Raw genomic sequence first — 11,352 nt, forward strand, 5'->3', positions numbered from 1 at the left:
ATGCACATCGATACTGCCCTCTTCGTCGCCGATCCATGCCTCGGATCCGGATCGTTGTGACGACGCGTCCTGAGAATTGCGCGCTGCGTGCGGTTCGTCAAGGCCCCCCTACCCAAACCGAGTGCCGTGAACGTCACGTGCAGCTTGTCTTGCAGCCCGTCACCAGGGCGGCCGGAGGCACAACGAAGATCACCATACTCGTCGCGACCGACTGTGCAAGGCAGCCGCTTCGGGTACCCCCTGGAACGCCGAAGAGCGACCACCCAGTTGGGTGATCGCTCCTCGGTGCGTCAGCGTTACAGCCTCTGCGGAAGTGGCTGTGCGGCTCGCGAGCGGTCCGTCGCGGACCGCGAGGTGTTACTTGACCTCGACGGAGGCGCCGGCGCCCTTGAGGGACTCGGCGGCCTTCTCAGCGGCCTCCTTGGCGACCTTCTCGAGGACGGGCTTCGGAGCGCCGTCGACGAGGTCCTTGGCCTCCTTCAGGCCCAGCGAGGTCAGCTCACGCACGACCTTGATGACCTGGATCTTCTTCTCGCCGGCACCCGTGAGGATGACGTCGAACTCGTCCTGCTCCTCGACGGCCTCGGCAACGGCGCCCGGGCCGGCGGGGCCGGCAACGGCGACGGCCGCGGCGGCGGTGACGTCGAACTTCTCCTCGAAGGCCTTCACGAACTCGGAGAGCTCGATGAGGGTCATCTCCTCGAACTGGGCGAGCAGGTCTTCCTGGCTGAGCTTCGCCATGATGGCGGGTCCTTCCGCTAATTCGGCTGGTGCCGATGTACATGTGAGGCGGGCGTACGTTCGGCCCGCTGCGACCGTCGCCTCAGGCGGCGGTCAATGCGCGAGCCGAATTACTCGGCACCGCCCTGCTCGGCGAGCTTGACCCGAAGCGCCTCCGCGGTGCGGACGAACTTCGACGGGAGCGCCTGGAAGAGCGAGGCAGCCTGGGACTGCTTGCCCTTGAACGCACCGGCCAGCTTGCTGAGCAGAACCTCGCGGGACTCGAGGTCCGCAAGCTTCTTGATCTCGTCGGCGGACAGCGCCTTGCCGTCAAGGACACCGCCCTTGATGACGAGGTTCGGGTTGTCCTTGGCGAAGTCACGAAGACCCTTCGCCGACACCACCGGGTCACCGGTGATGAAGGCGACCGCCGTCGGACCGTTGAACAGGTCGTCGAGCGTCGAGATCCCGGCCTCGTTGGCCGCAATCTTGGTCAGCGTGTTCTTCACCACGGCGTACTGGGCGTTCTCACCGAGCGAACGACGCAGCGTCTTGAGCTGCGACACGGTGAGACCCCGGTACTCGGTCAGCACGGCGGCGTTCGAGCTGCGGAACTGCTCCGTCAGCTCGGCTACCGCGGCAGCCTTGTCGGGCCTTGCCATAGAGCGTCGGCCTCCTTCCGGGTGATGAGGACCGCTCAGAAGGGGCTGGGGAAAACGAAACGCCCCGGCGCAGGCGCACGGGGCGTGACTCGACCGGGCATTCGCATACGAATTCCGGGAGTTCATCCACAGTCACCTGCGCGGGTCGTCCGCAATCCAGCGGATCCTTCGGTCACCACACCCTCTTGCGAGCGCACGGCAACGACCAGCGGTCTTTGGCTTCCTCGGAAGAGTACGTGAACGGTCGCGCGTCAGGCAAATCCGCCCGGAGGCTGCTCGACGCGCGGCCGCTGCGCAGCCGGATCGCTCAGCTGTTCTGGGCGTCCTTCATCATCTGCGCCAGGTCCATGGTGTCGCTCGCGGCCGGGGCCTTCACCGTCACCGGCTTGTTGTAGTCGAGGAAGGTGAAGGTCATGTCGAGCGTGCCCTTGTCGGCGGCGCCCTTCATGCTGAACTGCTTGGTGTGGTCGTCCCCGTCGACCCACATGTCCATGGTGAGCTTCTCGACGCCCATCTTCGTGTACTGGTCGAGGCTCTTCTCGCGCTTCTCCCGAGTGGCCTTGTCCTCGTCCTTGAGGGAGGCGCGGAGGTCGGCGAGGGTGACCGTCCCCGTGTAGCGGGTGGTCTTCACGCCGTCGACGGTCTCGGTGCCGACCTTCTTCACGTCCTTGGCACCGGTGAGGAAGGTGGACTCCTGGGCCGGGTTCTGGTCGGCCTGTCCGGCGCCGGCGCCCAGGGACTCGCCGCCCATGGCGTCCTTGCCCAGCGCGGACATGTCGAGCTTGATCCAGTGCTTGCCCTGCATCTGCTTGGCGGCCGCCGCGCCCCCGCCGATGTACATGGCCTTGTTGACGAGCCGGATCTCCGCCGTGCCGTCCGCGCCCTGGTCGAGCGCCGACATCTTCATGCTCATGGCGACCGTGGGCTTCATCCGCATCGACGCCTCGGCCTTGACGCGGCCTTGCTCCGGGACCGTGCCGACCAGCCGGTAGTGCAGGGAGGTGATGTCCTTTGTGTTCTTCGCGGCCTTCGCCACGGCCGCGGCTGGCTCCATGCGCGGGGACTCGTCCTTCGCGCCGCCCTTCGCCTTCGTGTCGCCGTCCGAGGACGACGTACAGGCGGCGGTGCCTCCGGCGAGGAGCAGCGCGGCGAGCGCCGCGCCCGTGGCCCTGCGCAGGGCGGTGTCGCGTACAGAGAACATCATGATTCCCCCCAAGGAACTGATGAGCGATTCACAGACTTGCCGTGAGCGTAACTCAGGGGGATTCACGTGGTCTTCCGAGTTCCCGGCGCCTCAGGAGCCCCGGAGGCCTCGGCGGCCCTCAAGTACCTCAGGAGGTGGCGCCCTGCGACTTCATCAGTTCCTTGAAGTCGGCGGTGTCGCCGGCCGGGGGCTCCTCGGCGGAGACCTTCACTCCGTAGTCGCTGTAGTACGCGGTCGAGGACATCGTCCCGCTCGCGAGCTCGCCCTTCTCGACCTTCTTGACCAGCAGGTCGTCACCGTTGACCCAGATGTCGACCGTCTCCGTGGTGACACCGGCCTGGGTGAGCTGCTTCTTCAGGTCGGCCAGCTGGCTCTCGGTGAGGTTGGAGTTCTTGGTGGCGAGGTCCGCCACGTTCACCTTGCCCGAGTAGTGCGTGGTGCTCTCGCCGCGCACCTGCTCGTCGCCGACCTTCTTCACGTCACCGGAGGCGAGCAGGAGCTTCACCGACTGGTTCGGCGTGGTGTTCTGCATCTGGTCCTTGAGGTACGCGCCCGAGCCGCCGGCGAGCTTGGCGAGGTCGTCGTATCCGTACCTGATCCAGTGCTTGCCGCCGGCCTGCTGGGCGAACTTCTCGCCCATCTTCGCGTAGTACGCGTCGGGCAGGTAGCGGGCCTGCATGCTGGTGCTGCCCGTCTGACGCATCGTCTCGGCCATCTGGCCGCCGGTGTACGTGATTGTCAGGTTGCCGGTGAGGCCGTCGGCCCAGCCGAGGGCGCCGTCCGCCTTCATGGACATCAGCGTGCCCATCGTCGTGGTGGACTCGACCTTGGCGGAGTCGGCCTTGTCGGTGGACTTCTCCGCCGAGCGCAGGGCCGCTATGGGGCTGAGGTGCGTCGTGCCCTTGTGCCCCGCCTTGTCGTCCTTACCGGAACTGCCGGAGCTGCCGGAGCTGCCGGAGCTGCTTGAACTCCCGGCGGAGTCCGAGGAGTTGCAGGCGGCCACCCCGCTCAGCGCGGTCACCGCCGCTACAGCAAGGCCCACGCGGCGCACGGTTGTGCTCTTCATACGTCCCACCCCTATGCGAATCCTGTGATCTGCACGCTAACCCAGGCCACTGACACTGGCACCCGAAATCTGTTCCGGGAAGTTCCGGGCAGCTCCGGGCAGTTCAGGAACGAAGTTCCAGGAAAGGGGACGGGCCCCGCACCTCGAAAGGTTGCGGGGCCCGTGCCAAGAACGCGTATGCAACGCGGTCACCGTGAGCGGGAGGCTCAGACGGCGGCCGGGTCCTCCTCGACGAGGAGGTTGCGGGTGCGGTTCGAGTCGATCGGAATGCCGGGGCCGATCGTGGTGCTGATCGCGGCCTTCTTGATGTAGCGACCCTTGGCGGCCGACGGCTTCAGACGAAGGATCTCGTCGAGCGCGGCGCCGTAGTTCTCCACCAGCTGGGTGTCGTCGAAGGACACCTTGCCGATGATGAAGTGCAGGTTCGAGTGCTTGTCGACGCGGAACTCGATCTTGCCGCCCTTGATCTCGGTCACGGCCTTGGCCACGTCCGGGGTCACGGTGCCCGTCTTCGGGTTCGGCATCAGACCACGCGGGCCGAGGACACGGCCGAGGCGGCCGACCTTGCCCATGAGGTCCGGGGTGGCGACGACGGCGTCGAAGTCCAGACGGCCCTTCGCCACCTCGTCGATCAGCTCGTCGGAGCCGACGATGTCGGCGCCCGCGGCGGTCGCGGCCTCGGCACGGTCACCGGTCGCGAAGACCAGGACCCGGGCGGTCTTACCGGTGCCGTGCGGGAGGTTCACGGTGCCACGGACCATCTGGTCGGCCTTGCGCGGGTCGACACCCAGGCGGAAGGCGACCTCGACGGTGCCGTCGAACTTGGAGGTGGAGGTCTCCTTGGCGAGACGGACGGCCTCGAGCGGGGCGTAGAGCTTGTCCCGGTCGACCTTGGCGTCCGCAGCGCGGAGAGACTTGCTGCGCTTGCTCACTGCTGCTCCTGTGTGTTCTGAGGAGTCGTGGTTCGGACCGAGCAGGCCCTTCCACGGTTCATGCGTACGGGGGTGAAGGTCAGCCCTCGACCGTGATGCCCATGGAACGGGCGGTGCCGGCGATGATCTTCGACGCGGCGTCCAGGTCGTTGGCGTTGAGGTCGGGCATCTTGGTCGTGGCGATCTCGCGGACCTGCGCCTGGGTGATCTTGGCGACCTTGGTCTTGTGCGGCTCGCCGGAGCCCTTCTCCACACCCGCGGCCTTGAGGATCATCTTCGCGGCCGGCGGAGTCTTGGTGATGAAGGTGAAGGAGCGGTCTTCGTAGACCGTGATCTCCACCGGGATGACCCAACCGCGCTGCGACTCGGTCGCGGCGTTGTAGGCCTTGCAGAACTCCATGATGTTGACGCCGTGCTGACCCAGCGCGGGGCCGACCGGCGGAGCCGGGTTGGCCGCGCCGGCCTGGATCTGGAGCTTGATGAGCCCCGTGACCTTCTTCTTCTTGGGAGGCATGTGCTCTCTCCGGGTCCTAGTGAGAGTTTTCAGCCGACCGATCCGGATCATCCGGATGGAGGCATACCGCACAACGATAACGGGTATCCCCGCGCGGCCAAAAACCGAGCAGGTCAGACGGGCTGTGAGAGCCTGTCTGACCTGTTCGGAGGCTTATGTTCCAGACGCCCTGAAGGGCTAGTTCTTCTGGATCTGGTCGAACGACAGCTCGACCGGGGTCTCGCGGCCGAAGATCTCGACGAGACCCTTGACCTTCTTCGAGTCGGCGTTGATCTCGTTGATCGTCGCCTGCAGCGTCGCGAACGGGCCGTCGGTGACGGTGACCGAGTCGCCGACCTCGAAGTCCAGCACCTGGACCTCGACCTTGCGCTGCGGAACGGGCTTGCCCTCGGCCTCGGCGGCCTCGCGAGCGGCCTTCTCCTCGGCCTCCGGGGCGAGCATCTTGACGATCTCGTCCAGGGTCAGCGGGTACGGGTCGTAGGCGTTGCCCACGAAGCCGGTGACGCCGGGAGTGTTGCGGACGACACCCCAGGACTCGTTCGTCAGGTCCATGCGGACCAGGACGTAGCCCGGAAGCTTGTTCTGCTTGATCGTCTTGCGCTCGCCGTTCTTGATCTGCGCGACTTCTTCCTGCGGCACCTCGGCCTGGAAGATGAAGTCCTCGACGTTCAGCGAGACGGCGCGCTGCTCGAGGTTGGTCTTCACGCGGTTCTCGTAACCGGCGTACGTGTGGATGACGTACCACTCGCCGGGGAGGGTGCGCAGTTCCTCGCGCAGGGCGGTGACGGGGTCGACGGGCTCGGCCTCTTCTTCGGGCTCGGCCTCTTCCTCGTCCTCCTCGGAGACGGCCTCGTCCTCGTCGGACTCGGTCTCCTCGTCGGACGCGACGTCTTCGACGTCCTCCTCGGACTCGTCCTCGACGTGCACGGCCGCCTCTTCGGCGGGCTCGCCCGCGGCGGCGTCGGCAGCCTCGACCTCGTCCGGGTCCTCGGTGTCCGCGCCCTCGACGATGTCGAGCTCGTCCTCAACGGACTCGACCGACTCGATGGCGTCGTTCAGGTTCGGGTCAGACACGGTGGCTGCTTCTTCCTGGATCATGGGGGTGGAACATGCGAAAAAAGGCGCCGATGTCGGCGCCTTTCGCACTCGGCTCAGCCGAAGACGTACTTGGCGGCGTGGTTGAGCCCATAGTCAATCACGGTCACGAGGCCGATCATGATGATGACGAACACAATCACCACAGTGGTGTACGTCGTCAACTGATTGCGAGTCGGCCAGACGACCTTGCGGAGTTCCGCGACGATCTGGCGGTAGAAGGTGGCGAGGCGCTTCAGCGGGCCCTTCTTGGCACGCTTGCCGCCCTTGCGGGCCTTCTTCTTGGACTCGGGCGCCTCGGCATCAGGCATGTCGATGGAGCCCACGGCGTCCGTCACTCGTCCTCACCTGATTCCGGGTCGTGGCCGCGCCGCGCCCGGTTGAGCCGCACGGCGGTGCATAGCAGTACGTACATGCGCACACATCCTGGCGGAGGAGTGTGTAGCAGGGCCGGAGGGACTTGAACCCCCAACCGCTGGTTTTGGAGACCAGTGCTCTACCAATTGAGCTACGACCCTTTGTTTCCCCCAACGTACCGCATCCGCCCGGGTGCTATGTGTGCACCGGGTGAGTGCGGCCGGTGAAGGCCAACGAGGTGAGAGTGTACGTGCTCACGAGCCGGTCGTCGAACAGAAAGTGTCCGTACGGGCTTTGGCGGCGGAAGATCGCCCAGCCGGGAGCCCGGATCCGGACGCTTGTTCAGCCCCTGTTCAGTCCGTGAAACCCATGTGCCGGGGGTGTTTCCGGTCTGAAACGATGGGCCCATGAGCGCTGCAACCCCTCCCACCGAGCGCCGGGTCTCCGCCCGAGTCGGCGCGATCTCCGAGTCCGCCACCCTCGCCGTGGACGCCAAGGCCAAGGCCCTGAAGGCCGCCGGGCGTCCGGTGATCGGCTTCGGCGCCGGTGAGCCCGACTTCCCGACCCCCGGCTACATCGTCGAGGCGGCCGTCGAGGCCTGCAAGAACCCGAAGTACCACCGCTACACGCCCGCCGGCGGCCTGCCCGAGCTGAAGAAGGCCATCGCCGAGAAGACGCTGCGGGACTCCGGCTACGCGGTCGACCCCGCCCAGGTCCTCGTCACCAACGGCGGCAAGCAGGCCATCTACGAAGCCTTCGCCGCGATCCTCGACCCGGGCGACGAGGTCATCGTCCCGGCGCCGTACTGGACGACGTACCCGGAGTCGATCCGTCTCGCCGGCGGTGTCCCGGTCGAGGTCGTCGCGGACGAGACCACCGGCTACCGCGTCTCCGTCGAGCAGCTGGAGGCGGCGCGCACCGAGCACACGAAGGTGCTGCTCTTCGTCTCCCCGTCCAACCCGACGGGCGCGGTCTACACCCGCGAGCAGGTCGAGGAGATCGGCCGCTGGGCCGTCGAGAAGGGCCTGTGGGTCCTGACCGACGAGATCTACGAGCACCTGGTCTACGGGGACGCCGAGTTCCACTCGCTGCCGGTGGTCGTTCCCGAGCTGGCCGACAAGTGCATCGTGGTCAACGGGGTCGCGAAGACGTACGCGATGACCGGCTGGCGCGTGGGCTGGGTCATCGGTCCCAAGGACGTCGTCAAGGCCGCGACGAACCTCCAGTCGCACGCCACGTCCAACGTGTCGAACGTCGCCCAGGTCGCCGCGCTCGCCGCCGTCTCCGGCGATCTGACGGCCGTCGCCGAGATGCGCGAGGCCTTCGACCGCCGCCGGAAGACGATCGTGCGGATGCTCAACGAGATCGACGGCGTGCTGTGCCCCGAGCCCGAGGGCGCCTTCTACGCGTACCCCTCGGTGAAGGCCCTCGTCGGCAAGGAGATCCGCGGCCGCCGCCCGCAGGACACGGTCGAGCTGGCCGCTCTCATCCTGGAGGAGGCCGAGGTCGCGGTGGTCCCGGGCGAGGCCTTCGGCACGCCGGGATACCTGCGTCTGTCGTACGCCCTGGGGGACGAGGACCTCGTCGAGGGCGTGGCCCGGATCCAGAAGCTGCTGGCGGAGGCCCGCGACTAGGGGTCCTTTCGCGTGAGGACGTGTGCGGGCCGCTTCCCTCCGGGAAACGGCCCGTTTCTTCGTGCGAGCAAGACCACGTTCAGGGAAAGCGCTACCGGGGCGGCGGGGACGTACGGCAGGATCCTGGGATGGAGCACGTACGTGATGTCTCTGAGCTGCCCAAGGCTCATCTGCACCTGCACTTCACCGGGTCGATGCGGCCCACCACCCTGCTGGAACTCGCCGACAAGTACGGCGTCCGGCTGCCCGACGCGCTGACCAGCGGCGAGCCGCCGAAGCTGCGGGCGACCGACGAGCGCGGCTGGTTCCGCTTCCAGCGGCTGTACGACGCGGCGCGCTCGTGCCTGCGCGAACCCGAGGACATCCGGCGCCTGGTGCGCGAGGCCGCCGAGGAGGATCTGAAGGACGGCTCCGGCTGGCTGGAGATCCAGGTCGACCCGACGTCGTACGCGCCCCGTCTGGGCGGGCTGATCCCGGCCCTGGAGATCATTCTGGACGCGGTGGAGACGGCCTCGCGCGAGACCGGGCTCGGGATGCGGGTCCTCGTGGCCGCGAACCGGATGAAGCACCCGCTGGACGCACGCACGCTGGCCCGTCTCGCCGTGCGGTACGCGGACCGGGGCATCGTCGGCTTCGGGCTCTCCAACGACGAGCGGCGGGGCATGGCGCGGGACTTCGACCGGGCCTTCGCGATCGCGCGGGAGGGCGGGCTGCTGGCCGCGCCGCACGGCGGCGAGCTGACCGGTCCCGCCTCCGTCCGCGACTGCCTGGACGACCTGCACGCCTCACGCATCGGGCACGGGGTGCGCGCCGCGGAGGACCCGCGGCTGCTGAGGCGGCTCGCCGAGCGGGGCATCACGTGCGAGGTCTGTCCCGCCTCGAACGTCGCCCTGGGCGTCTACGAGAAGCCGCAGGACGTCCCGCTGCGCACGCTGTTCGAGGCCGGCGTCCCGATGGCTCTCGGCGCCGACGACCCGCTCCTCTTCGGCTCCCGTCTGGCCGCCCAGTACGACTTCGCCCGCCGCCATCACGGCTTCACGGACACCGAACTGGCCGAGCTTGCACGGCAGTCGGTACGGGGGTCGGCGGCGCCGGAGGACGTACGGGCGAAGCTGCTGTCCGGGATCGAGGACTGGCTCAGCGCCCCGGCCGCCTGAAGTGCGCGTACGGCGGATACGGCTTGAAGCAGATGACGATCTCGGGATGGCGCAGGATGTCGTGGCCGGCCGCCAGTTCGCCGTGCAGACAGGTCATGCAGGCGGAGTGGCCCTTGACGACGCGTTTGTGCCGCGGGCCCCAGCCGGCCGCGTAGGCGAAGGCCGTGGCGGCGGAGGCGAAGGCGTCGCGGCCGCCGATGAGGAAGTACGTCCGGGCGTGTGTGGTGTGGCGCAGCACGTCACGGGAGCCTGGGCGGTCGAGCCAGGCGCGGGCGTCCCTGTCGGTGCGCCGCTCGTCGGTACGGACGGTCAGCGGGGTGCCGTGGACCAGTCTGCGGCGCAGTTCGGGCCACTTGGTGGGACGCAGGCCCGCCTCCGGGTGGGCGAGGACCAGGTCGACGAGCTCGCCGCGTCCCTCGTCGGGCGGCACGCCGTCCCGCAGCGGCACATGCACGATCGTGTGCCGGGAGTACGCGGCGAACGAGAACAGACCCGCCAGCCGGTTGAGGCCGTCGTGGTCGCCCATCAGCAGGCCGTACTCCTCGGGATCACGCAGCGAGGTGTGGCGCAGTGGGGACCAGGGCTGGACGACACGGTGCTCATGGGGTCCGGTGCGGAGTCTGAACTGGCGCAGCCTCAGCCGCATACGGGGTCTCTCATGCGCCCAGCGTGAGGGTCAGCGGGGACCTTCGGCAACGGAAATACCGCACAGCAGCGTGCGCGATGCCGGCGATGGCCGACGACCGTGAAGCAGGGAGTGGGCGCGGCCCAATGAGCCTCCGCACAACCCCGGAGCGGAGCTCTCTACAGGCTGACGCCCACCGTCACCGGCTCATTGACCAGCGTGACCCCGAAGGCCTCGCGCACCCCGGCGACGACCTCGCGGGCCAGCGCGAGCAGGTCCTCGGTGGTGGCCTCGCCCCGGTTGGTGAGGGCCAGGGTGTGCTTGGTGGAGATGCGCGCGGGCCCGGTGCCGTAGCCCTTGGTGAAGCCGGACTTGTCGATCAGCCAGGCCGCGGAGGTCTTGGTGTGGCTGTCGCCCGCCGGGTACGCCGGCGGCACGGTCTCGGCGCCGAGCCGCTCCCGCACGCGCGCGTGGAACGCCGCGAACTCCTCGTCCGTGAGGATCGGGTTGGTGAAGAACGACCCCGCGGACCAGGTGTCGTGGTCCTCCGGGTCGAGCACCATGCCCTTGCCGGAGCGCAGCTTCAGCACGGTCTCGCGGGCGGCGGCCAGGGGCACACGGTCGCCGGGTCCCACACCCAGGACTCGGGCGGTCTCGGCGTACTTGACCGGCGCGCTCAGCCCGGCGGCGTCCTCCAGCTCGAAGCGGACGCGCAGAACCACGTAGCGTTCGGGGTCTTCCTTGAAGCGGCTGTGGCGGTACGAGAAGGCGCAGTCGGCGTTCGCCAGCGTGACCGTCTCACGCACCTTCCGGTCGTAAGCGATCACTTCTGTGATCGTCGACGACACTTCCTGACCGTACGCGCCCACGTTCTGGATCGGAGTCGCACCCGCGGAGCCGGGGATCCCGGCGAGGCACTCGACGCCCGCGAGCCCGGCCTCGACGGTGCGCGCGACCGCGTCGGTCCACACCTCACCGGCGGCCAGCTCCAGCTTCGTGCCGTCGAGTGCGAACCCGCGCGTGGCGATGCGCAGGGCGGTTCCGGCGAAGCCCTTGTCGGCGATGACCAGGTTGGAGCCGCCGCCGATGAGCAGCAGCGGCGTACCGGCGTCGTCGGCCTCGCGGACGGCCGCGATCACCTCGGCGTCGGTCGTCGCGGTGATCAGACGGGCGGCGGGCCCGCCGAGCCGGAAGGTGGTCAGCGGGGCGAGCGGGGCATCGTGAAGTTCCTGCACGGGCTCAAGACTACGAGACGCCTGAGACAGCCCTCGCCGTCGGTCACGGCCCGGCACGCGCGCGTACGGCCCCGCCGGTGGGGGGGGGGGCCGGCCGCCGCGGGGGGGGGGCAGGAGGTCCGGTGCGGGAACTGGGCGCGCGGGAGGCGGC

General features: G+C 68.3%; 12 protein-coding genes and 1 tRNA gene. 2 read left to right on the plus strand and 11 right to left on the minus strand.

All coding sequences use genetic code 11. The features are described 5' to 3' along the window. Positions 1 to 357: 357 nt before the first annotated feature. The 9 genes from rplL to ABZS97_RS30585 all read right to left on the minus strand — a co-directional run bounded on the left by rplL (position 358) and on the right by ABZS97_RS30585 (position 6,711). A complete protein-coding gene (rplL, locus tag ABZS97_RS30545; RefSeq protein WP_356142808.1) occupies positions 358 to 741 on the minus strand; it encodes a 50S ribosomal protein L7/L12 in 384 nt (127 codons plus the stop codon). A gap of 110 nt (positions 742 to 851) precedes the next feature. Continuing rightward, positions 852 to 1,382, minus strand: coding sequence for a 50S ribosomal protein L10 (rplJ, locus tag ABZS97_RS30550; RefSeq protein ID WP_356142810.1), 531 nt, complete (start codon positions 1,380 to 1,382; stop codon positions 852 to 854). Positions 1,383 to 1,689: 307 nt separating this feature from the next. Continuing rightward, complete coding sequence (locus ABZS97_RS30555) at positions 1,690 to 2,586, minus strand: DUF1396 domain-containing protein (protein ID WP_356142812.1); 897 nt, start codon at positions 2,584 to 2,586, stop codon at positions 1,690 to 1,692. Positions 2,587 to 2,713: 127 nt separating this feature from the next. Next, on the minus strand, positions 2,714 to 3,652 hold the full coding sequence (locus tag ABZS97_RS30560) for a hypothetical protein (protein ID WP_356142814.1): 939 nt from the start codon (positions 3,650 to 3,652) through the stop codon (positions 2,714 to 2,716). A 206-nt stretch (positions 3,653 to 3,858) separates the two neighbouring features. Then, positions 3,859 to 4,584, minus strand: a complete 726-nt coding sequence (gene rplA, locus ABZS97_RS30565; protein WP_356142816.1) for a 50S ribosomal protein L1 — start codon at positions 4,582 to 4,584, stop codon at positions 3,859 to 3,861. A 79-nt stretch (positions 4,585 to 4,663) separates the two neighbouring features. Next, positions 4,664 to 5,098: a 50S ribosomal protein L11 gene (gene rplK, locus ABZS97_RS30570; RefSeq protein ID WP_030359033.1), complete on the minus strand. Its 435-nt coding sequence runs from the start codon at positions 5,096 to 5,098 to the stop codon at positions 4,664 to 4,666. Between the two features lie 177 nt (positions 5,099 to 5,275). Then, a complete protein-coding gene (gene nusG / locus ABZS97_RS30575; RefSeq protein ID WP_356142818.1) occupies positions 5,276 to 6,172 on the minus strand; it encodes a transcription termination/antitermination protein NusG in 897 nt (298 codons plus the stop codon). A 77-nt stretch (positions 6,173 to 6,249) separates the two neighbouring features. Further along, positions 6,250 to 6,531, minus strand: coding sequence for a preprotein translocase subunit SecE (gene secE / locus ABZS97_RS30580; RefSeq protein WP_356142819.1), 282 nt, complete (start codon positions 6,529 to 6,531; stop codon positions 6,250 to 6,252). A 107-nt stretch (positions 6,532 to 6,638) separates the two neighbouring features. Next, a tRNA-Trp gene (locus tag ABZS97_RS30585) sits at positions 6,639 to 6,711 on the minus strand. Between the two features lie 246 nt (positions 6,712 to 6,957). Between ABZS97_RS30585 and ABZS97_RS30590 the strand changes: the two genes are divergently transcribed. After that, positions 6,958 to 8,184: a pyridoxal phosphate-dependent aminotransferase gene (locus ABZS97_RS30590; RefSeq protein WP_356142821.1), complete on the plus strand. Its 1,227-nt coding sequence runs from the start codon at positions 6,958 to 6,960 to the stop codon at positions 8,182 to 8,184. A 128-nt stretch (positions 8,185 to 8,312) separates the two neighbouring features. Beyond that, the gene (locus ABZS97_RS30595) at positions 8,313 to 9,341 is read left to right on the plus strand and encodes an adenosine deaminase (RefSeq protein WP_356142823.1); all 1,029 of its coding nucleotides are present in this window, start codon (positions 8,313 to 8,315) and stop codon (positions 9,339 to 9,341) included. On the opposite strand, the gene ABZS97_RS30600 is transcribed toward ABZS97_RS30595, so the two are convergent. Beyond that, positions 9,322 to 9,987, minus strand: coding sequence for a hypothetical protein (locus tag ABZS97_RS30600; RefSeq protein WP_356142825.1), 666 nt, complete (start codon positions 9,985 to 9,987; stop codon positions 9,322 to 9,324). The two genes, ABZS97_RS30595 and ABZS97_RS30600, sit on opposite strands and share 20 nt — an antisense overlap. A 158-nt stretch (positions 9,988 to 10,145) precedes the next feature. Then, the gene (locus ABZS97_RS30605; RefSeq protein WP_356142829.1) at positions 10,146 to 11,231 is read right to left on the minus strand and encodes a UDP-N-acetylmuramate dehydrogenase; all 1,086 of its coding nucleotides are present in this window, start codon (positions 11,229 to 11,231) and stop codon (positions 10,146 to 10,148) included. Positions 11,232 to 11,352: the final 121 nt, after the last annotated feature.

This window comes from Streptomyces sp. NPDC005485 (genome assembly GCF_040606085.1).
Lineage (GTDB): Bacteria > Actinomycetota > Actinomycetes > Streptomycetales > Streptomycetaceae > Streptomyces.